Origin of the sequence: Enterobacter sp. RHBSTW-00318 (assembly GCF_014101375.1) — a bacterium.
GTDB lineage: Bacteria > Pseudomonadota > Gammaproteobacteria > Enterobacterales > Enterobacteriaceae > Enterobacter > Enterobacter ludwigii.
Map to the genome: position 1 here is coordinate 2,703,207 of NZ_JABXQH010000001.1, position 21,774 is coordinate 2,724,980.

Annotated in this window: 22 protein-coding genes; 14 read left to right on the top strand and 8 right to left on the bottom strand. The window is 53.0% G+C overall.

From position 1 onward, the window contains the following. Window positions 1-4 precede the first annotated feature (4 nt). Window positions 5-478, top strand: a complete 474-nt coding sequence (gene trmL, locus HV157_RS13395) for a tRNA (uridine(34)/cytosine(34)/5-carboxymethylaminomethyluridine(34)-2'-O)-methyltransferase TrmL (protein ID WP_014168081.1) — start codon at window positions 5-7, stop codon at window positions 476-478. On the opposite strand, the gene cysE is transcribed toward trmL, so the two are convergent. The 5 genes from cysE to HV157_RS13420 form a co-directional block, all read right to left on the bottom strand. Beyond that, on the bottom strand, window positions 475-1,296 hold the full coding sequence (gene cysE, locus HV157_RS13400) for a serine O-acetyltransferase (protein ID WP_008502718.1): 822 nt from the start codon (window positions 1,294-1,296) through the stop codon (window positions 475-477). The genes trmL and cysE overlap by 4 nt on opposite strands. Before the next feature lie 78 nt (window positions 1,297-1,374). Continuing rightward, on the bottom strand, window positions 1,375-2,394 hold the full coding sequence (gene gpsA, locus HV157_RS13405) for an NAD(P)H-dependent glycerol-3-phosphate dehydrogenase (RefSeq protein WP_014168080.1): 1,020 nt from the start codon (window positions 2,392-2,394) through the stop codon (window positions 1,375-1,377). Next, window positions 2,394-2,861 (bottom strand): protein-export chaperone SecB, encoded by a 468-nt coding sequence (gene secB / locus HV157_RS13410; RefSeq protein ID WP_014168079.1) that lies wholly within the window; start codon window positions 2,859-2,861, stop codon window positions 2,394-2,396. Before secB ends, gpsA begins: the two co-directional genes overlap by 1 nt. Before the next feature lie 32 nt (window positions 2,862-2,893). Continuing rightward, on the bottom strand, window positions 2,894-3,145 hold the full coding sequence (gene grxC, locus HV157_RS13415; RefSeq protein ID WP_014168078.1) for a glutaredoxin 3: 252 nt from the start codon (window positions 3,143-3,145) through the stop codon (window positions 2,894-2,896). 11 nt (window positions 3,146-3,156) lie between these two features. Further along, a complete protein-coding gene (locus tag HV157_RS13420; protein WP_014168077.1) occupies window positions 3,157-3,588 on the bottom strand; it encodes a rhodanese-like domain-containing protein in 432 nt (143 codons plus the stop codon). 246 nt (window positions 3,589-3,834) lie between these two features. On the opposite strand from HV157_RS13420, the gene gpmM reads away from it, so the two are divergent. Genes gpmM through HV157_RS13445 form a run of 5 tightly spaced genes read left to right on the top strand, consistent with a single transcriptional unit; the run spans window position 3,835 to window position 9,774 of the window. Further along, window positions 3,835-5,379 (top strand): 2,3-bisphosphoglycerate-independent phosphoglycerate mutase, encoded by a 1,545-nt coding sequence (gene gpmM, locus HV157_RS13425; protein WP_063214986.1) that lies wholly within the window; start codon window positions 3,835-3,837, stop codon window positions 5,377-5,379. A gap of 33 nt (window positions 5,380-5,412) precedes the next feature. Then, window positions 5,413-6,672, top strand: coding sequence for a murein hydrolase activator EnvC (envC, locus tag HV157_RS13430; RefSeq protein ID WP_241190114.1), 1,260 nt, complete (start codon window positions 5,413-5,415; stop codon window positions 6,670-6,672). A gap of 3 nt (window positions 6,673-6,675) precedes the next feature. After that, window positions 6,676-7,629: a divergent polysaccharide deacetylase family protein gene (locus tag HV157_RS13435; RefSeq protein WP_014168074.1), complete on the top strand. Its 954-nt coding sequence runs from the start codon at window positions 6,676-6,678 to the stop codon at window positions 7,627-7,629. A 9-nt stretch (window positions 7,630-7,638) separates the two neighbouring features. Continuing rightward, window positions 7,639-8,844: a glycosyltransferase gene (locus tag HV157_RS13440; protein ID WP_182268087.1), complete on the top strand. Its 1,206-nt coding sequence runs from the start codon at window positions 7,639-7,641 to the stop codon at window positions 8,842-8,844. Between the two features lie 15 nt (window positions 8,845-8,859). After that, window positions 8,860-9,774 (top strand): hypothetical protein, encoded by a 915-nt coding sequence (locus tag HV157_RS13445; protein ID WP_182268086.1) that lies wholly within the window; start codon window positions 8,860-8,862, stop codon window positions 9,772-9,774. 30 nt (window positions 9,775-9,804) lie between these two features. On the opposite strand, the gene tdh is transcribed toward HV157_RS13445, so the two are convergent. After that, window positions 9,805-10,830 carry an L-threonine 3-dehydrogenase gene (gene tdh, locus HV157_RS13450; RefSeq protein ID WP_020882675.1) on the bottom strand — a complete coding sequence of 342 codons (1,026 nt, stop codon included), beginning with the start codon at window positions 10,828-10,830 and terminating at the stop codon, window positions 9,805-9,807. A gap of 9 nt (window positions 10,831-10,839) precedes the next feature. Continuing rightward, complete coding sequence (gene kbl / locus HV157_RS13455) at window positions 10,840-12,036, bottom strand: glycine C-acetyltransferase (protein ID WP_020882676.1); 1,197 nt, start codon at window positions 12,034-12,036, stop codon at window positions 10,840-10,842. A gap of 215 nt (window positions 12,037-12,251) precedes the next feature. Between kbl and rfaD the strand changes: the two genes are divergently transcribed. Genes rfaD through HV157_RS13485 form a run of 6 tightly spaced genes read left to right on the top strand, consistent with a single transcriptional unit; the run spans window position 12,252 to window position 18,446 of the window. Next, window positions 12,252-13,184: an ADP-glyceromanno-heptose 6-epimerase gene (rfaD, locus tag HV157_RS13460; RefSeq protein WP_008502707.1), complete on the top strand. Its 933-nt coding sequence runs from the start codon at window positions 12,252-12,254 to the stop codon at window positions 13,182-13,184. Between the two features lie 2 nt (window positions 13,185-13,186). Next, a complete protein-coding gene (gene rfaF, locus HV157_RS13465; RefSeq protein ID WP_014168068.1) occupies window positions 13,187-14,233 on the top strand; it encodes an ADP-heptose--LPS heptosyltransferase RfaF in 1,047 nt (348 codons plus the stop codon). A gap of 3 nt (window positions 14,234-14,236) precedes the next feature. Continuing rightward, complete coding sequence (gene rfaC, locus HV157_RS13470; protein WP_032679328.1) at window positions 14,237-15,220, top strand: lipopolysaccharide heptosyltransferase RfaC; 984 nt, start codon at window positions 14,237-14,239, stop codon at window positions 15,218-15,220. Between the two features lie 3 nt (window positions 15,221-15,223). Continuing rightward, complete coding sequence (locus tag HV157_RS13475; protein ID WP_032679327.1) at window positions 15,224-16,333, top strand: glycosyltransferase family 9 protein; 1,110 nt, start codon at window positions 15,224-15,226, stop codon at window positions 16,331-16,333. Window positions 16,334-16,338: 5 nt separating this feature from the next. Continuing rightward, window positions 16,339-17,247 (top strand): glycosyltransferase family 2 protein, encoded by a 909-nt coding sequence (locus HV157_RS13480; RefSeq protein ID WP_182268085.1) that lies wholly within the window; start codon window positions 16,339-16,341, stop codon window positions 17,245-17,247. After that, window positions 17,235-18,446, top strand: a complete 1,212-nt coding sequence (locus HV157_RS13485) for an O-antigen ligase family protein (RefSeq protein ID WP_182268084.1) — start codon at window positions 17,235-17,237, stop codon at window positions 18,444-18,446. The genes HV157_RS13480 and HV157_RS13485 overlap by 13 nt, the downstream gene beginning before the upstream one ends. Before the next feature lie 27 nt (window positions 18,447-18,473). Here HV157_RS13485 and HV157_RS13490 read toward each other — a convergent pair whose 3' ends face one another. Continuing rightward, window positions 18,474-19,427, bottom strand: a complete 954-nt coding sequence (locus HV157_RS13490) for a polysaccharide deacetylase family protein (RefSeq protein ID WP_059305848.1) — start codon at window positions 19,425-19,427, stop codon at window positions 18,474-18,476. A 150-nt stretch (window positions 19,428-19,577) separates the two neighbouring features. On the opposite strand from HV157_RS13490, the gene rfaQ reads away from it, so the two are divergent. Beyond that, window positions 19,578-20,645: a putative lipopolysaccharide heptosyltransferase III gene (rfaQ, locus tag HV157_RS13495; RefSeq protein WP_163304333.1), complete on the top strand. Its 1,068-nt coding sequence runs from the start codon at window positions 19,578-19,580 to the stop codon at window positions 20,643-20,645. Further along, window positions 20,645-21,772 (top strand): glycosyltransferase family 4 protein, encoded by a 1,128-nt coding sequence (locus HV157_RS13500; protein WP_020882684.1) that lies wholly within the window; start codon window positions 20,645-20,647, stop codon window positions 21,770-21,772. The genes rfaQ and HV157_RS13500 overlap by 1 nt, the downstream gene beginning before the upstream one ends. The last annotated feature ends 2 nt before the right edge of the window (window positions 21,773-21,774 follow it).

The window sequence follows — 21,774 nt, forward strand, 5'->3', positions numbered from 1 at the left end:
CAGCATGCTTAACATCGTTTTATTCGAACCAGAAATTCCGCCGAATACCGGCAATATTATCCGCCTGTGCGCCAACACCGGTTTTCGTCTGCATATCATCGAGCCGATGGGTTTTACGTGGGACGACAAACGTCTGCGCCGCGCGGGGCTGGATTATCATGAATTTACGGCCGTGGTTCGCCATCATGATTACGCCGCGTTTCTGGAAAGCGAAAACCCACAGCGCATGTTCGCCCTGACCACCAAAGGTACGCCGGCACATAGCGCCGTGCGCTATCAGGACGGTGATTATCTGATGTTTGGCCCGGAAACGCGCGGCCTGCCGGCCACCATTCTTGATGCCCTGCCCGCTGAGCAGAAGATTCGTATTCCGATGATGCCGGACAGCCGCAGCATGAATCTGTCAAATGCGGTGTCGGTGGTGGTGTATGAAGCATGGCGCCAGCTGGGATACCCGGGCGCCATTCTCAGAAGTTAAATACCGTCACCATACTCAAACGTATGGTGAATACCGTTGAAATGCTGATCCATATCCATCGACGGTTTGTCGCTGTCTGGTTTACCGACAATACGTGCCGGTACGCCAGCGGCAGTCGTGTGCGGCGGAACAGGCTGTAGAACAACCGAACCGGCGCCTATCTTCGCACCACGACCCACTTCGATGTTGCCGAGGATCTTGGCGCCCGCGCCAATCATCACCCCTTCACGGATTTTCGGATGGCGATCGCCGCTGGTTTTACCGGTACCGCCTAACGTGACCGACTGCAGAATCGAAACGTCATCTTCAATCACCGCGGTTTCACCGACGACAATGCCGGTGGCGTGGTCAAGCATGATCCCGCGGCCAATTTTCGCGGCCGGGTGAATATCCACCTGGAAGGTTACGGAAACCTGATTTTGCAGGAAGATAGCCAGCGCGCGGCGGCCTTCATTCCACAGCCAGTGGCCGATGCGATACGCCTGCAAGGCATGAAAACCCTTCAGATACAGCAACGGCGTAGAGTATTTGTCCACCGCCGGGTCACGCGTGCGCACGGCCTGGATATCACAGGCGGCAGAAGCGATCATTTCAGGGTCAGCGGCATAGGCCTCTTCCACCACTTCACGAATGGCGATAGCGGGCATAATCGAGGAAGCCAGTTTATTGGCGAGCATATAGCTCAGGGCGCTGCCGAGGTTTTCGTGCTTGAGTAGCGTCGCATGATAGAAACTGGCCAGCATTGGCTCGCAGTCAGCCAAAGCCCGGGCTTCAGCTTTAATATTGTTCCAGACGATATCCAGTTCTTCACACGGCATTGCTTACTCCAGACGACATGTTAATGACCGGCCAGTTCTGTGCTGGCCGGGTCATAGTGCTAACAAGAATCCCTGCGACTAGTTACTGCTGCGCTCATCCTTGCGCGAACGACCTAATAAGGTCAATGCTGCCTCGCGCGCATTTTTTCCGCAATACAATACCTGATAAATTTCCTCGGTTATTGGCATTTCGACACCAAAACGGTGCGCCAATTCGCGAACTTCTTTGGTATTGCGATAGCCTTCAACCACCTGACCAATCTTCTCCTGCGCGCCTTTCACATCCATGCCCTCACCGAGCATCATGCCAAAGCGGCGGTTACGGGACTGGTTGTCGGTACAGGTCAGCACCAGATCGCCCAGGCCCGCCATGCCCATGAAGGTGGTCGGATCGGCACCCAGTGCTGCGCCAAGGCGGGACATCTCGGTTAAGCCGCGCGTAATCAGTGCGGTACGTGCGTTGGCACCAAAGCCAATCCCATCGGACATTCCGGCGCCGATCGCAATCACGTTCTTCACCGCACCGCCCAGCTGTACGCCGATAAAATCGGGGTTGCTGTAAACGCGGAAACTTTTGCCGCAGTGCAGCAGATGCTGAAGATCGTCGGAGAAGGCCTGATCGGTTGATGCCAGCGAGATCGCCGTCGGCAGGCCAGCGGCCAGCTCTTTAGCAAACGTCGGCCCCGAGATAACCGCCAGCGGGATGTCATCACCCAGCGCTTCGCGGGCGACATCCTGCAACAGGCGTCCGGTTTCGGCTTCCAGCCCTTTGGTGGCCCATACAATGCGCGCATCAGGGCGCATCAGCGGCTTGATCTGACGCAGTACTTCGCCAAACACATGGCTCGGCACCACAATCAGAATGTTGCGGCTGGCCGCCAGCGCGGTCGCAAGGTCACTTTCAAGGTGCAGGGAGTCTGGGAACGGAACGTCCGGGAGGAACGCCACGTTGCAACGGTCGCGTTGCAGCGTCGCGATATGTTTTGGGTCGTGGCCCCAGAGAACCACTTCGTGACCATTTCTTGCCAGCGTGATGGCAAGAGCGGTGCCGTATGAGCCGGCACCGATCACAGTCATTGACGCATTAAGAGTGCTCATCAGGCATCCTGATGTTGTTCAGTACCTTCGCCAGCTTGCTGCTGCAGATAGTTCATGAACAGCGCATCAAAGTTAACTGGCGCAAGGTTCAGTTGCGGGAATGTACCGCGAGAAACCAGGCTGGTGATGCATTCGCGAGCATACGGGAACAGAATGTTCGGGCAGTATGCACCCAGGCAGTGCGCCATCTGGTTGCCTTCGATGCCGCCGATGGAGAAGATGCCGCCCTGCTGTACTTCACACAGGAATGCAGTCTCTTCACCCAGAGAGGCAGTAACAGTCACACGCAGTACGACTTCATACACATCATCCGCCAGTTGGGTAGATGCGGTATCAAGATCAAGTTTAACCTCTGGCTGCCAATCTTTCTGGAAAACGTGTGGCGCATTTGGCGCTTCGAAAGAGACATCCTTGGTGTAGATACGCTGGATCTGGAAAGTCATTTCGGTGTTGTTTTGTTCTGACATGGAAAAACCCTTTTTAATTGTCCTAAAGTCTCTTAGCTCAGCAGCGGATCGAGTCCACCACGGGCATCGAGCGCATACAAGTCATCACAGCCGCCAATGTGCTGCGCATCAATAAAAATCTGCGGAACCGTCGTACGACCACTACGTTGGATCATCTCTTCGCGTTTAATCGCGTCACCGTCAATCGGCAGTTCTTTGAACGCTACGCCTTTGCTGTTCAGAAGCGCTTTTGCACGGTGGCAGAACGGGCACGTTGCTTTGGTGTAGATCTCGATATTGGCCATTACTGAACTCCTTATTTACCGCGAACCAAAGGAAGATTTTCCCCGCTCCAGCCGGAAATACCTTCTTTCAGAACCGTTACGTTTTCGAAGCCTGCTTTATGCAGCGCGCTGGCAGATTCCTGCGCCTGCATACCGGTCGCGTCAACAACGATAATCGGCTGGGCTTTATGTTTCTCAAGCTCGCCAACGTTGTTCGCTTTGATTTCAGCAGGTAACAGGTTGATAGCACCAGCAATGTGACCTTTACGGAAATCGTCACGCTGACGCAGATCGACCACGACGGCATCTTCTTTGTTAATCAGACGCGTCGCTTCACCACGGGTGATAACCTTAATCTTAGACGTCAGGCCTTTAAATGTGGTGAACAGCACAGCAGCCAGCAGGCCAATCCACGCGATGCTCAGAACCGGATGGCGGCTAACGAATTGCATAATTTCTTGCATGGAGGGTAACTACTCCGACTTAGTGATTAAAAAAACCAGGACAGGAGTATACCTGTGCGTTGTGGCAAATACAGCCAGCGACCATAACCTAATCCATTTTCTGAGGCCTGCCACCTAAAAAATTGCCTCAAAAGCGTCCGCTAAGCACCTTGCCCCTGCGCTTTCTTTGATCTTCTGCGGCTATTTGATCGATTCAGCTGTAGTAAAATTACGCAAATTTTGACTCTTGAGCATGAGGTTGTCGCAATGTCGGTTTCTAAAAAACCTATGGTACTGGTGATTCTGGATGGCTATGGCTACCGTGAAGATCAACAGGATAACGCCATTTTCAACGCCAAAACGCCGGTGATGGACGCGCTGTGGGCAAAACGTCCCCACACCCTGATTGATGCGTCCGGGCTGGAAGTGGGTCTGCCAGATCGTCAGATGGGCAACTCCGAAGTTGGACACGTAAACCTGGGTGCAGGTCGTATCGTGTATCAGGACCTGACGCGTCTGGACGTTGAAATCAAAGAACGTACCTTCTTCAACAACCCAGTGCTTTGCGGCGCGGTGGACAGAGCCGTGGCGGCCGGTAAAGCAGTTCATATCATGGGTCTGCTCTCCGCCGGTGGCGTACACAGCCACGAAGATCACATCATGGCGATGGTTGAACTGGCGGCTGAGCGCGGCGCAGAAAAAATCTATCTGCACGCTTTCCTGGACGGTCGTGATACGCCACCACGCAGCGCAAAAGGTTCACTGGCCTCCTTCGAAAACAAATTCGCCGCGCTTGGCAAAGGACGTGTGGCCTCTATCATCGGGCGCTACTACGCAATGGACCGCGACAACCGTTGGGATCGCGTTGAACAGGCCTATGACCTGATGACGCTAGCAAAAGGTGAATTCCAGTTCGCGACCGCGGTGGAAGGTCTGGAAGCCGCTTACGCGCGTGATGAAAACGATGAATTCGTGAAAGCAACCGTCATTCGTGCTGAAGGCCAGGCTGATGCCGCCATGGAAGACGGCGATGCGCTGATCTTCATGAACTTCCGTGCTGACCGCGCGCGTGAAATCACCCGTGCGTTCGTGAACAGTGATTTCGACGGTTTCACCCGTAAGAAAGTGGTGAAGATCGACTTTATTCAGCTGACCGAATACGCCGCTGACATCAATGCGCCATGCGCTTATCCACCCGCATCACTGGCCAATACCTTCGGCGAGTGGATGGCGAAGAACGACAAGACACAGCTGCGTATCTCCGAAACCGAGAAATATGCCCACGTCACCTTCTTCTTTAACGGCGGTGTTGAAGAGCCGTTCAAAGGCGAAGATCGCATTCTGATTAACTCACCCAAAGTGGCTACCTACGATCTGCAGCCAGAAATGAGCTCTGCCGAGCTGACTGAAAAACTGGTTGCGGCAATCGAAAGCGGCAAATACGACACCATCATCTGTAACTACCCGAACGGCGACATGGTGGGTCATACCGGCGTGATGGAAGCCGCCGTAAAAGCGGTAGAAGCGCTGGATCACTGTGTTGACCAGGTCGCGAAAGCGGTTGAATCCGTTGGTGGCCAGCTGCTCATCACCGCTGACCACGGTAACGCAGAACAGATGCGCGACCCGGCAACCGGCCAGGCGCACACCGCTCACACCAACCTGCCTGTTCCGCTGATTTATGTGGGTGATAAATCACTGAAAGCAGTGGAAGGCGGCAAGCTTTCCGACATCGCGCCAACCATGTTGTCGCTGATGGGCATGGAGATCCCTGAAGAGATGACTGGTAAGCCGCTGTTCATCGTGGAATAATCGCTCCCCATGAGGGGAAAGGCGATTTTTTCAATCACATGGGTCGTGAAGCCGCTTAGGTTATCAGTCAGACCTCTGCTTTGCGCCAGCGCACTCAGCGCTGGCGTATTGCTGTGCGCCGCATCCGCCCACGCGGATGACCGTGACCAGCTGAAATCCATTCAGGCCGATATCGCCACGAAAGAGCGTGCGGTACGCCAGCAACAGCAACAACGCTCTGCTCTGCTCGCTCAGCTTAAGCAGCAGGAAGAAGCCATCTCCGCTGCCGCACGTAAATTACGTGAAACGCAAAACACCCTCGCCCAGTTGAATAAACAGATCGACGAAATGAACGCGTCGATTGCCAAACTGGAACGCCAGCGTGATGCCCAGGAACGCAACCTTGCCGCACAGCTTGATGCTGCTTTTCGCCAGGGTGAGCATACGGGCCTTCAGTTGATCCTCAGCGGTGAAGAGAGCCAGCGCGGTCAGCGTCTGCAGGCCTACTTTGGTTACCTGAACCAGGCGCGTCAGGAGACTATCGCGCAGCTGAAACAGACGCGCGAAGAGGTCACCACGCAAAAAGCCGAGCTCGAAGAGAAGCAGAGCCAGCAACAGACGCTGCTCTACGAACAGCAGGCGCAACAAGCGAAGCTCGAGCAGGCCCGCAACGAGCGCAAGAAAACCCTTTCCGGTCTCGAGTCCTCTATTCAGCAAGGCCAAAGCCAGCTGAGCGAAATGCGCGCCAACGAATCGAAACTGCGTAACAGTATCGCCCGCGCGGAAGCGGCGGCGAAAGCGCGCGCCGAAAAAGAGGCCCGCGAAGCGCAGGCCGTACGCGACAAGCAGCAGGAAGCCTCACGCAAAGGTACGACCTACAAGCCAAGCGAAAGCGAACGCTCCCTGATGTCACGTACCGGCGGTTTAGGCTCCCCTCGTGGTCAGGCTTACTGGCCCGTGCGCGGTACAATTCTGCATCGCTATGGCGAACAGCTGCAGGGTGAACTACGTTGGAAAGGGATAGTTATCGGTGCGTCTGAAGGTAGCGAAGTAAAAGCCATCGCCGATGGCCGTGTGATTCTGGCCGACTGGCTGCAGGGTTACGGGCTTGTGGTAGTGGTGGAACACGGTAAAGGCGATATGAGCCTTTACGGCTACAACCAGAGCGCACTGGTCAGCGTTGGTACTCAGGTGCGCGCCGGCCAACCCATCGCCCTCGTGGGCAGCAGTGGCGGTCAGGGCCGCCCGTCACTCTATTTCGAAATTCGTCGCCAGGGTCAGGCGGTCAATCCACAGCCGTGGTTGGGAAGATAAGTTTTGCTTCAATTTCGTCGAATTGTTCTCTCCTTCGCCAGTGCACTGGCGCTGGCAGCACCGGTCTACGCTGGCAAACTCGCGATAGTGATTGATGACTTCGGTTATCGTCCGCACACCGAGAATCAGGTGCTGGCGATGCCAGCCGCCATCTCTGTCGCCGTCCTCCCGAATGCGCCGCACGCGCGTGAAATGGCGATCAAAGCGCATAACAGCGGTCATCAGGTTCTCATCCATCTGCCGATGGCACCGCTCAGCAAGCAGCCGCTGGAAAAAGATACTTTGCGCCCTGATATGAGCAGCGATGAGATCGATCGCATCATTCGCGATGCTTACAATAAAGTGCCGTACGCCGTCGGGCTGAACAACCACATGGGCAGCGCGATGACCTCCAGCCTGTACGGGATGCTCAAAGTGATGCAGTCGCTGGAGCGCTATAACCTCTATTTCCTCGACAGCATGACCATCGGCAACAGCCAGGCGATGCGTGCCGCGCAGGGTACAGGCGTGAAGGTAATAAAGCGCAAGGTGTTCCTCGATGACACCCAGAACGACGCGGATATCCGCGGACAGTTCAATCGCGCCGTACAGCTAGCCCGACGCAATGGCTCGGCTATTGCTATCGGCCACCCGCACCCGTCTACCGTTCGCGTTCTGCAGCAGATGCTGCCGACATTGCCCTCTGATATTACGCTGGTTCGTCCAGGCGATCTGCTGAATGAGCCACAGGTTGATACGTCGCGTCCTGGCAATGCACAGCCACCGGTAACACAGCCGCGCAATCCATTCAGGGGTGTGACGCTGTGTAAAACGAAACGCCCGCCGGAACCCGTCTACGCGACACGGTTCTTTGCCGTGCTTAGTGAGAGCGTGAGCCAGAGTACACTGGTGCAATATTTCCAGCACCAGTGGCAGGGCTGGAATATTACCCGGCAACAGACTGTGAGAGGCGATTAAGGTAGAACGATGCTGCAACGACACAAAATACTGCTCCTCGATACCGGCAAAGAGTGGGGCGGTGGCACCAACAGCATGCTCGAACTTCTGAAGCGGATTGACCGCGAGAAGTTCGATATCACCTGCTGTTTTTACAGTGATTACAGCCGTGCCGAAGGGCAAACAATCGGCCAGGTGCTGGACAGTATCGGCATTCCCTTAATTGTGATCCCTCAGCCACGGCAGCCCGTATGGGCGAAACTTGCGAAAGAGCTGGGCCGCAGTCTCCTTTTCTTCTCGCGCCGGGGGCGTAAGGCCTTTACGCGCCATATCGATACGCTCTGGCGTATTCGGCCCAATGTTCGCAGAATTGCAACGCTGCTCAGTGAAGGCGGATTCGATACGCTGTATATGAACAATCAGCCTGGCTCAAATGAAGAAGGGTATTTAGCCGGTGCAAAACAGCATGTGCGGTTAATTCAGCACTGCCGCATCGAACCTGTCATGACACCGCCGCTGGTCAGGCTGGTTAATGACCATGCCACAAAAATCATCGCGGTCTCCCACGGCGTTGAGCGTGTTTTACTTCAGAATGGGGTTCGCCCTGAGCTCTGCACAACCGTAAACAATGCAATCGACATCCACCAGCCCCTGCCAGACCGACGTGCAATGCGCCAGCGGCTGAACATTGATGACGATACTTTCGTTTTCGGTAGCGTGGGGTCACTGATCCCCCGCAAAGCAAACCATCATACTCTGGAGGCGCTGGCGCAGTTCAGTCAGAAGAACCCTGACGCAAAATGGAAGATGGTGTTAGTCGGTGAAGGTGGCGAACGCGACGCATTAATTGCCCAGGCCACCGCATTGAGTATTGAGAAGCAGGTCGTCTTCACGGGGTTCCAGAATACCCCCTTTGATTACCTTGCGACATTTGACGCTTTTATTTTAGCCTCACAGAGCGAAGGATTACCTCGCGTCGTGCTGGAAGCCATGTTGCTTAATATCCCTGTCATTGGCTCGCAGGTGACCGGGACAGCGGAATTAATTGACCCAGGGTCGACGGGACTCTTGTTCCCCTGGGGCGACGTTTCACAGCTTGCCGCGCATCTTGAGAGCATCTGGAAAGATGCCGATCTGCGCGCACGCCTGGCTTTGGCTGCCCGTCAGAATGTCTGTGGAACCTATGCCATTGAACAGTATGTTAGCGGCGTCGAAGCGGTACTTGGCGCAAAATAATCACACGAGATGAACATGTTTAAATTCCTTAACGCTCGCTATCGTCATATTACCGGACGACATAACATTCCGTACCGTTCCCTACCGGTAACGGGCAATCTTGTTGCCGTTGACTCCATCGTCATTCCTTGCACCGGCGCTGATTTTGTTGAAGAGGCGTTACTGTCGGCAACTTTTGCTGAGCGTTATGCCACCGGCGTCAGCGAGATCGTGATTGTCAGCGATCAGCCAGAATCTGCTTTCGGGGTGCTTCCCCCTAAAACTCGCGTAGTGACACTCACGCTTCCTAAACGAGAAGAGAGTTACCGCTACAAGCAGATCTATCTTAGCCGTCTGGTGAAGCTCAATGCGCCGCTACAGGCCCGGGGTGAAGGCGTTTTGATGATTGACTCCGATCTCAATCTGCTCAAAATGCCTGAGATCAACATGGCCGATATGCACATCTACTCCAGCTTCCGTCAGGGTAAGATGATCGCCAAACTCGATGGCGCTCCCGAGGAGAAAGTGCCCGCCTATTACAAAGAGACGGTGCGCCCTTATCTTGTCGATCACGTTAACGGCGCTTTCCTCGCAGCAACCCAAAAGACGTGGCGACGCATTTGCCCGCTGTGGTTGACCCTGTTCCAGGATACCTGGGAGCTAATGGAAGATAATCAGCCCCCAACCGATCAGCTTCCGCTCGCCGCACTTCTGGATATGCTGGATGTGAAAACGGTCAATCTGGGTGACTGGATGAACTGGCCGGTCTCTAAGAAAATTGGCGGACAAGAGGCTGTGGTACCGAAAGAGGTCATTGGCGCACACGGCGGTTTCCCGCTGTCCGAATGGCAGAAGTATCTTGAGTCACCAGACAATAAGCTGCAGTTCAAAGGTCAGGATTACACGCGAAAGGTGCGTTACCTGACAGACGAAGAGAAGAAGAACCAGTAAAAAAGGGGCCTGAGGCCCCTTTTTTTATGACTAATCCCAGCTCAGGATAACCTTTCCGGACTGGCCAGAGCGCATCGCGTCAAAGCCTTCCTGGAACTCATCGATGGAGAAGCGATGGGTGATAATCGGAGACAGGTCCAGACCAGACTGGATCAGTGCCGCCATCTTGTACCAGGTTTCGAACATCTCGCGGCCGTAGATACCTTTGATGAACAGCCCCTTGAAGATAACCTTGTTCCAGTCGATAGACATATCAGACGGTGGAATGCCCAGCATCGCAATACGTCCGCCGTGGTTCATGGTGTCCAGCATGGTGCGAAACGCCGGTGGTGCGCCGGACATCTCAAGACCCACGTCAAAACCTTCGGTCATGCCCAGCTCTTCCATCACGTCGCTCAGGCTCTCTTTAGAGACATCCACCGCGCGGGTCACACCCATTTTGCGCGCCAGCGACAGGCGATACTCGTTCACATCGGTAATCACCACATTGCGGGCACCAACGTGCTTCGCCACCGCGGCCGCCATAATCCCGATGGGACCCGCGCCGGAAACCAGCACATCTTCGCCGACCAGGTCGAAAGAGAGCGCCGTGTGTACCGCGTTGCCGAAGGGATCAAAGATAGAGGCCAGATCGTCAGAAATGTTGTCCGGGATTTTGAACGCGTTAAACGCCGGGATCACCAGGTATTCTGCGAAGCAGCCCGGACGGTTCACGCCCACGCCGATTGTGTTACGGCACAGGTGCGTGCGTCCACCGCGGCAGTTACGGCAGTGACCACAGGTAATATGACCTTCACCCGAGACGCGGTCGCCAATGTTGAAGCCTTTTACTTCCTGACCCATGCCCACCACTTCGCCGACATATTCGTGGCCCACGACCATCGGTACCGGAATGGTTTTCTGCGACCACTGGTCCCAGTTGTAGATATGAACGTCAGTGCCGCAAATGGCGGTTTTACGAATTTTGATCAGCAGATCGTTATGACCGACTTCCGGCTCCGGCACGTCGGTCATCCAAATCCCTTCTTCCGCTTTCAGTTTGGATAACGCTTTCATCACACGTCCTCAGGCAATTACGCCCAGCTGTTTGCCGATGCGGGTAAAGGCTTCCACCGCACGTTCAATTTGTTCAGGCGAATGCGCCGCAGACATCTGGGTACGGATACGCGCCTGGCCTTTTGGTACCACCGGGAAGAAGAACCCGGTAACGTAAATTCCTTCTTTCTGCAGCTCGCGGGCAAAATTCTGCGCCACAACCGCATCGCCCAGCATCACCGGAATAATGGCGTGATCGGCACCGGCGAGCGTAAACCCTGCGGCACCCATTTTTTCACGGAACAGGCGGGCGTTTGACCACAGACGGTCACGCAGCTCAGCGCCAGACTCCACCATTTCCAGAACTTTAATGGATGCGGCAACAATCGCCGGCGCCAGCGAGTTGGAGAACAGGTATGGACGGGAACGCTGGCGCAGCCACTCAACCACCTCTTTACGCGCAGCAGTATAACCCCCTGACGCGCCGCCGAGCGCTTTACCCAGCGTACCGGTGATAATGTCCACGCGGCCCATTACGTCACAGTATTCGTGAGATCCACGGCCGTTCTCACCAACAAAGCCGACGGCGTGTGAATCATCAACCATCACCAGCGCATCGTATTTGTCTGCCAGGTCGCACACGCCCTTCAGGTTGGCAATCACGCCATCCATAGAGAACACGCCGTCTGTGGCAATCAGCACATGGCGGGCACCTGCTTCACGTGCTTCTTTCAGGCGCGCTTCCAGTTCAACCATGTCGTTGTTGGCGTAGCGGAAGCGCTTCGCTTTACACAGGCGCACACCGTCAATGATAGAAGCGTGGTTCAGGGCGTCGGAGATAATGGCATCTTCTGCGCCGAGCAGCGTCTCAAACAGACCACCGTTGGCGTCGAAGCACGAGGAGTACAGGATCGCATCTTCCATCCCCAGGAAGTCCGCCAGCTTTTTCTCAAGCTGCTTATGGCTGTCCTGCGTACCGCAGATGAAGCGTACGGAGGCCATACCGAAACCGTGGGTGTCCATGCCTTGTTTTGCCGCGGCAATCAGCTCAGGGTGATTCGCAAGACCTAAGTAGTTGTTCGCACAAAAGTTGATCACATGGCTGCCATCGGCAACGGTGATGTCCGCCTGCTGAGCAGACGTGATAATACGCTCTTCTTTGAACAACCCTTCCGCACGTGCGGTGTCGAGGTCGCTGTTTAACTGTTTGTAAAAATCACCACGCATTGCAATTCTCCAGACTCGGCAAATTTTGGCACATATTACCCAACCCTGGCCGCCATGACGAGATGACACATTATCTCTTCTCGTTTTTGCAGCATAAATCACGTGTACCCTTGCGCTATGTCGGTGAATGGCTGAAGGGCAGCCATACTAATGATATGATAAGAACATTAGCGTCCGGGATTGTCCCCGGACTCCACACTTCAAAGGTTACAGTTATGATCATCGTTACCGGCGGCGCGGGCTTTATCGGCAGCAACATTGTTAAGGCCCTCAATGACAAAGGCATCACCGACATTCTGGTGGTGGACAACCTGAAAGACGGCACCAAGTTTGTAAACCTGGTGGATCTGAACATCGCTGACTATATGGATAAAGAAGACTTCCTTATCCAGATTATGGCAGGTGAAGAGTTCGGCGAGATCGAAGCCATCTTCCACGAAGGTGCATGCTCTTCCACCACCGAGTGGGATGGCAAGTACATGATGGACAATAACTATCAGTACTCTAAAGAGATCCTGCATTACTGCCTGGAGCGTGAAATTCCGTTCCTGTACGCCTCTTCTGCAGCAACCTACGGTGGCCGTACGTCAGACTTCATCGAATCCCGCGAATATGAGCAGCCGCTGAACGTCTATGGCTACTCCAAATTCCTGTTCGATGAATACGTGCGTCAGGTTCTGCCTGAAGCCAATTCCCAGATTGTGGGTTTCCGTTACTTCAACGTGTACGGACCGCGCGAAGGCCACAAAGGGAGCATGGCGAGCGTCGCGTTCCACCTGAACACGCAGCTGAACAATGGCGAAAGCCCGAAACTGTTTGAAGGCAGTGACGGCTTCAAGCGTGACTTCGTCTACGTAGGCGACGTGGCGGCAGTGAACCTGTGGTTCTGGGAAAACGGCGTCTCCGGTATCTTTAACCTGGGGACAGGCCGTGCGGAATCCTTCCAGGCCGTGGCGGATGCCACCCTGGCGTACCACAAAAAAGGCAGCATTGAATACATTCCGTTCCCGGACAAACTGAAAGGTCGTTACCAGGCCTTCACGCAGGCGGATTTGACCAACCTGCGTGCAGCGGGTTACGACAAACCGTTCAAGACCGTTGCCGAAGGCGTAACGGAATATATGGCCTGGCTGAACCGCGACGCGTAAGTATGAAAATTCTGGTGATCGGCCCGTCATGGGTGGGCGACATGATGATGTCGCAAAGTCTCTATCGTACGCTCAAGGCGCGTTATCCCCAGGCGATAATTGACGTGATGGCACCTGCCTGGTGCCGTCCGTTGTTATCGCGTATGCCGGAAGTTAACGAGGCGATCCCAATGCCGCTCGGCCACGGCGCGCTGGAAATTGGTGAACGTCGCAAGCTCGGCCATAGCCTGCGCGAAAAGCGCTATGACCGCGCCTATGTCCTGCCTAACTCCTTTAAATCCGCCCTGGTACCCTTCTTTGCGGGCGTCCCCCATCGCACCGGCTGGCGTGGAGAAATGCGCTACGGTCTGCTGAACGACGCGCGCGTGCTCGATAAAGACGCCTGGCCACTTATGGTCGAGCGCTACGTCGCGCTGGCCTATGACAAAGGCGTGATGCGCAGCGCAAAAGATCTGCCGCAACCGCTGCTCTGGCCCCAGCTCCAGGTCAACGACGGTGAGAAATCCCACACCTGCAACGCGTTTGGAATTTCATCAGAACGCCCTATGATCGGTTTCTGCCCGGGAGCAGAGTTCGGCCCGGCAAAACGCTGGCCGCATTATCATTACGCTGAGCTGGCAAAACAGCTGATCGATGAAGGTAATCAGGTCGTGTTGTTTGGCTCGGCGAAAGACCACGAGGCGGGTAACGAAATTCTGGCTTCGCTGAATACAGAACAGCAGGCATGGTGCCGTAATCTGGCAGGGGAAACCCAGCTGGAACAGGCAGTAGTTTTACTTGCCGCCTGTAAAGCCGTCGTCACCAACGACTCAGGCCTGATGCACGTCGCCGCTGCGCTCAACCGGCCGCTGGTTGCTCTGTATGGCCCCAGCAGCCCTGACTTTACGCCACCGCTTTCTCATAAAGCGCGCGTCATACGTCTGATCAGCGGTTATCACAAGGTGCGAAAAGGCGATGCGGCTGAAGGCTATCACCAGAGCCTGATCGACATCACGCCCGAGTGTGTCCTTGAAGAGCTCAACGAGCTGCTGTTGAGTGAAGAAGGATAACGGATGCGGGTATTGATCGTTAAAACCTCTTCCATGGGCGATGTCCTGCATACTCTGCCGTCGCTCACCGACGCCATGCAGGCCATTCCCGGCATTCGTTTTGACTGGGTGGTGGAGGAGGGCTTCGCACAGATCCCCACCTGGCATGAAGCAGTAGACCGCGTGATCCCGGTTGCTATCCGCCGCTGGCGTAAAGCGTGGTTCTCAGCACCGATTAAGGCTGAACGTCAAGCCTTCCGTGATGCGGTGCAAGCGCAGCGTTACGATGCCATCATTGACGCACAGGGTCTGGTCAAAAGCGCCGCGCTGGTCACGCGTCTGGCACATGGCGTAAAGCACGGTATGGACTGGCAAACCGCCCGCGAGCCGCTGGCGAGCCTGTTCTATAATCGCCGCCACCATATCGCGAAACAGCAGCACGCCGTGGAGCGCACCCGCGAGCTGTTTGCGAAAAGCCTCGGCTATGCAAAACCGGACACGCAGGGTGATTACGCTATTGCGCAACATTTTTTGCGCGATGCGAAGACGCACACACCGCCCTATCTGGTCTTTCTGCATGCCACAACGCGCGATGATAAGCACTGGCCGGAATCACACTGGCGAAGACTCATTGAGCTAATGCAACCGACCGGCATCCATATTAAACTCCCGTGGGGCGCAGAACACGAAAGGCAACGCGCAGAGCGTTTGGCCGCGGGTTTTTCAAATGTGGAAGTGTTACCTAAACTCACGCTGGCTCAGGTTGCCGCGCAACTGGCAGGCGCCAACGCCGTCGTATCCGTGGATACCGGATTAAGCCATTTAACCGCAGCGCTGGACCGCCCCAATATCACCCTCTTCGGTCCGACCGACCCGGGACTGATCGGGGGGTACGGTAAAAACCAGCATCAAATGGTGAGTCCGACGCAGCAGATGAGAGACATAACCGCAGATGCGATTTTTTCGTTTTTACAGGGCAGCCATCGGCTTTCTAACAGGGATATTTAACCCATGAGTTATGTATTTCTGCTGATTTTACTTTTTCCGGTGAAACTCATCCGGAAGCTGTTTCGCAAAGACACGGGCAGAAACCTTGTCATTCAGACAGCCAAAATCGGTGACTTTATCAATGCAACGCCTCTACTGGCGTATCTGCAAAAAAGCGATGTGCTGATCAGCCGCAGCGTTAACGCATTGGCTCAGCATGACGACAGTATCGAAGAGATCTTTTTTGTGGAGCAGCAAAAGCGCAACCTGTGGCGTAAGCTCTGCTTCGCCTGCCGGATCATGAATCGCTACGACAATGTCTATCTGCTGCAGCCCAACAGTGTGAATCTCTTTTTCGCCTCAGCCTGTAATGCAAAAAACAAACAATTTTTAAGCACTTATACGCGCAGGTGGTATCACGGAATTTTTTATGCCACGGCTGATGGTACCGTTGAGCATGGCAAAAAGACGCTGTCCGTCACTAACTATCTCAAGCTCGCCGATCGCGCGCTCACCTGGCAGGACTCACCCAAGCACGCCACAAAGCCCCTGTTCAAGCCTGCGGTTTACCCGCAAATTCTCGATAAACCCGGGGTTATCCGAATTGGTATCAGCATTTCTGCAGGCAATAAAGCAAAGACGGTTCCCCCGGTTATCTGGAAGCGTATTGTCGATCACCTTGCCGACCTGCCCTGCGAGTTTTATGTTTTTGGCGCACCGAACGAACAAACATGGATGGATGATATCACTCGTGAATACGGTGAAATTCCCAATTTTATCAATCTCATTGGTAAAATATCGCTTGAAGAGCTGCCGTGGGCGATATCAAAAATGGATTGTTATATTGCGTCAGACTCAGGGAATATCTACATCGCCGATGCGGTGGCCGTCCCGGTGGTGTTGCTGTTTGGCCCTTGCTGCCATTATGAACAACGTCCGCTTGGTAAGGTATTGCTGATTGGGAAGGATGAGAATATTTGCTCATATGTATTTGAAACACGCTACTATTTCTCACAAGATCGGGAAGAACTTTTCGCTGTGACAGACGAATCACTACGTGAGCTTAAAGATTTTATTCGCGAATTACCAAAAGCTAACACAATCACATCTCTCACTGATGCCCAGGGAAACTAATTTTTATGGCTTTTCTAAGCATCATTATTGCCGCGCATAATGCCGAAGATACCCTTCATGCCACTTTAGAAAGCCTGCAGAATGCGATTGGCAGTGCAGGTGATGCTGTTGAGATCATCATCTTTAATGACAGCTCAGATGATGGCACACAGGATATTATTGAAGCGTGGTTACCAAAATTACCTCATGCAACAGCGCGATGTGTGGATTACCGTAACGTGGGTCAGGTCCGAAACAGTGCTGTTACGCTGGCATCAGGGGACTATATTACGATGCTGGACAGCGATGACCGGCTAAAACCGGGCAGCATTCGGGATGCCGTGGATTTTCTGCAAGCACAGCGTCCAGATATGCTACTGACGCGCTTATGTGAAATTCGTGATATTCAAAAGATCACCTCAACCTGGCAGGGTTTCGACCCTGTGGCAATCTCGCAACAAGACGCGATCTCCCGTTTTTTGCGACATAAAGACTTTCAGGCACATCTGATCGGCCAATTTATTCACAAAGACCTGTATAAAGCTAACCCTATACCTTCGATGGTCTGTTACGAAGATTTCGCTGTATTCCCCGGAATGATTATGCAAGCGCATAAAATATTTTATCAGCGTCAGGGGCATTATTATTACATCAAACGTCATGGAAGCTTATCCAGCGAACTTGACGCCAGCAAAATCACTTCACTTGTTGATTGCACGCTTCGCATGGAAGAAACTTTTCCGCGCAGTTTTAAACATCTCATCAATTGTCACTGGTTTGATATATACAGTAACCATAAAAAGTATCTCTCGACGCCACACTTACATTTGGTAAAAGCTCGGGTGAGCCAGCTTTATTCGCTTTCGTTCTTCATGGACACTCATATTCGGTTTAGTTATAAGAAAAGGGTTATTAAGGCATTATGGAAAAAATAAAACTTCGACTTTATCAACTGACACTTTTTCTGAGTTTCATCTCTTTGATGCTTGCATTAGTCAATTCAGGGAAGCAACGTGAGTTTTTCTATATTGCAATTTATATCGCTATCCTCGGTTTAGCGTTTGAGTACAAAAAAATTACGCTAAAACCATTCTCAATAGCTCTTCCCATACTTCTTATCGGATTACTGAACTTTGCCTGGTATATGGTCTACGAGTACCATAACGAAGGCTTAAACATGTACAGCGATTATCTCGGTGCAAGTAAAAAATTACTTTTGGCGAGTATTCTCGTTTTCTATATTGACCGTTTTAAAGCTTATATCGACAGAGAAAGCTTTAAGAAATATTTTCTTTTAGCAACTGCGACAGGATTTGCTCTTGCAACCGGTTATGGATTGTGGCAGGCATCACAAGGTATGGCTCGTGTTGAAATGGCAATCAATCGAGCCACGGTCTCTGCCTATGTTTACTCCGTGCTGTCACTTGCCTTTGTATACAGTCTTTACCTTCAGAAAAATGTAAAGCTCTATGTTCTGGCCGGTTTAACCATTTTGGTCTCATTCTTTATTATTCTTTTGACCGGAACGCGTGCTGCAATGGGGCTCTATTTACTTCTTGCTATCGTAATGACGCTTTATCATTTCAGAAGAATTCATCTGAAATCGACTCTGATCTTTTTATGTATTGTGGCGGGTATTGTAGTCGTAAGCTACAAGCCTCTGATTTCACCTAAGATCATGCAAACTCAAACTGAACTAGAGAACTATGAGAAAGGCAACGATCGCACTTCTCTCGGCGCACGTTTTTCCATGTGGACTATCGGTATTCAAAATGGTCTGGCGCATCCTCTGGGACAGTCAGTCGAGGATCGAGAAGCATGGACAAAACGCTATGTTAGCGATGGTCATCCGCATCTCGCTGCTGCACTCGATTTTATCAAAGTACATCTACACAATGAATTCATTGAAAAGTATTCATTACAAGGAATACCTGGCCTGGCAATACTGCTCTTTTTCTTTGTGTCGATGATTGGCTACGCCATCAGAAACAAAAATGGTCTGCTATTGACTGCCATGCTTCTATTATTGCTCTATGGCCTGACAGACGTCATATTGTTGAGTTCAGAGGCATTGATATTCTTTATGATCCTGTTTGCTCTGAGTACACCTTTCTCTCAGACAAAACAACAATGATAAATAATGCCCGCCTGGCGGGCATTATTATTTCTGGTGTTGATAAAACTCCGCCAATGTCATCCCCACCGTCTTGTCCGACAGCCATGTAAACAACTGTTCCAAATCCTGGTACAACCCTTCAATGGCCGCATCATCTTTGAACGTAGGACTTCCGCCGGGCATAAATTCTGAAGAATGGAGCATAAACTCCACATAATCATTGCCCTGCGACAAGCACTGTTGTGCGACCTTAATCATCTCAGACGCGTTTCCACCGGACGGACGCAGCCAGTTAACTGACGGGGAACGGTATTTCCCACGCAGCCGATCGTAGCCCTGTTTAACGGTGTTCAGCCAGGCCGGGTGTTTATACTGAATACTCATCGGCACTTCGAGTAAAGGGCTCTTTCCCGGGCGGGAAATATCCTCTGTATCAATAAAGTAGGCATGGTCAGGGAAATGCTGATAATTCGTTCCTCCGTGACCCTGCGGTGCCCCTTTGGCATTTCGCCAGTTCACCCGTGGGGTGACGGAACAGTCAACCTGATAACCCAGCTCTATCAGCAAGTTTGCGTAGCGACGATCAAACGCCCAACGCCCGGCACGGTGGCTCAGCATTTTGGTCTGGAAGGTCTCTTCCAGTAAGTGCGTCATAAAAAGCACTTTCTCGCGCATAATTTCATCTGAAAACTCAATCAGATAAGGTTGCCAGCGCCAGTCATCACCGGTGAGGTCATGTTCAGGTGGGCTGTTCCACGCATGAAGATGCATGCCAACCTCGCCCTGGCCGCGGGCAATCACATCTTTTGCGAACTCAATGAAAACCGGTTCGATCGCCATCTCATAGTTGGTCAGCCAGACCGGCTTAAAACCAAAACGCTCGCATAGCGCCTGAAATCGCGCCAGGTAGCGTGCGTTTTCCGTTTTGATAACACGGTGGTTTTGCCAGAGATTATCGCCTTCTGTATCAATGGTGATGATAAACGCTGGTTTTTTCATAATGAGTCCGTAAGACGTAAGAGTGAGGGCTATGTTACGCACTCTGCGAAGCAGGAGTAAACCCTTCCAGGGAAATTCCTGACATTATGGAGAAAGAGTGCAAGTCGCCATCAGGTCTATTAGAATTGCTGACAGTATACCGCTGATAAGATGATGATGATTAACCTACTCGACACGCCTGATTTACGTATTTTACTTATCAAACTTCGACATCATGGCGACATGTTACTCACAACTCCGGTCATTAATTCGTTACGTCAAAAATGGCCCACGGCGCAAATCGATGTTCTTCTTTATGAAGAGACACGCGATATGCTCGCCGCGCATCCGGCGATCGGCACCATCTACGGTATAGATCGTAAATGGAAGCAGCTCGGCACCCTGAAACATCTGCAAAAAGAGTGGCAGTTACTCTGTGCCTTAAGAGCGCAGCGTTATCATCTGGTGATTAACCTTGCCGATCAGTGGCGCAGCGCCATTGTCACCCGTTTCACCGGCGCGCCAGTACGCCTCGGGTTCGCGTTTAACAAGCGAAAAAACGCGTTCTGGCGTTTTTGTCATACCGATTTGGTTTCCGTCGCCAATCACCCGTCTCTCCATACCGTTGAGCAAAATCTTTCTATTCTTTCACCGTTGCCCGTCCCGACTCAGCCAGCCGTCACTATGGCCTATCGCGCAGAGGACTGGGATCGCGCGCGCCAGCTACTGACACAACAGGGTGTGGCTGATAACTACGTGGTGATCCAGCCAACGTCACGCTGGTTCTTTAAGTGCTGGGACGAAGGCAAGATGGCGCAAACCATCACGGCACTCCAGCAGGATGGCCACACTGTAGTTCTCACCGCTGGCCCGGATAAAAAAGAGCTGGCGATGATAGACCGCATTCTCGCCGCGGCGCCAAAAACGGGCGTAGTCTCACTGGCCGGTCAACTCACGTTGCGCCAGCTGGCATCACTTATCGATCATGCACGCCTCTTTATTGGCGTCGATTCCGTTCCGATGCACATGGCCGCCGCGCTTCAGACGCCGTGCATTGCTCTCTTCGGCCCGTCAAAACGGGTGTTCTGGTCGCCATGGCAGGTCAACGGTGAAGTCATCTGGGCTGGCGATTTTGGCCCACTTCCCGACCCGGACGCCATTGATACCAAAACAACTGAACGCTATCTCGACGCCATTCCCGTTGATGTCGTGGTCTCCGCCGCCAGGAGATACCTGTAATGAAACACCATCGTTTAGCGATTGTTCGCCAAAAATACCGCCCTGATGGCGGGGCGGAACGCTTCGTTTCCCGGGCACTTACCGCACTAAGCAACCAAAACCTGGAGCTCAACGTCATCACGCGTGAGTGGCAGGGGGAGAAGCAGGACGACTGGCATATCCATATTTGCGACCCGCGTAAATGGGGCCGAATCAGTCGCGAACGCGGGTTTGCACATGCTGCGCGTGCACTGTGGGAACAGCAGCAGTTTGACATTGTGCAGAGCCACGAGCGTATTCCTGGCTGCGATATTTACCGCGCAGGGGATGGCGTGCATCGGCGTTGGCTGCTGCAGCGTGCGCGCATTCTGCCTGCCTGGCGTGCACAACTTCTGATGCACGATCGCTACCATCGCTACGTCATGCACGCCGAACGTGAAATGTATCAGGCTCCTGAATTGAAAGCCGTTATCTGCAATGCGGAGATGATCAAACGCGAAATCATCGAAGACTTTGATATTGACGCAAAAAAGATACATGTGATTTATAATTCAATTGATTCCAGCCGCTTCGTTCCGGCAACCGAAGGACAGCGCGCTGCACTGCGTCAGCAGCTCGGATTGCCTGTCGATGCCGTGGTGTTGTGTTTCGTCGGGTCAGGTTTTGAACGTAAGGGGCTGGCCAGCGCTATCCGCGCTATTGCGGGCACACCCGCGTGGCTGATTGTGGTTGGACAGGATAAAGCAGAAAGTCGTTACCGTGACCTCGCCCGTTCATTGGGCTGTGAGGGGCAAATTCGCTTCCTGGGGATGCAAAAAGAGACACTGCCATTTTACCAGGTATCCGATGGATTACTGCTGCCAACGCTGTATGATCCTTTTCCAAACGTCATTCTTGAAGCGATGGCCTGCGGTTTGCCCGTCATTACTTCAGTGAGTTGCGGTGGTGCAGAGTTTATTGAGCAAGGTCAGAATGGCTTTTACTGTGATGCACTTGATATCAGCAGATTGAAGGAGGCAGTCATGACCCTTCCATCTTTGGATAAGAATAACGATATGGGGCGGGCAGCGCGTGAGCGCGTAAAAGAAGCGACCCCAGAAAAATTATCAAGTCAGCTTATTTCGCTTTATCAAAAATTACTGGATTAAAA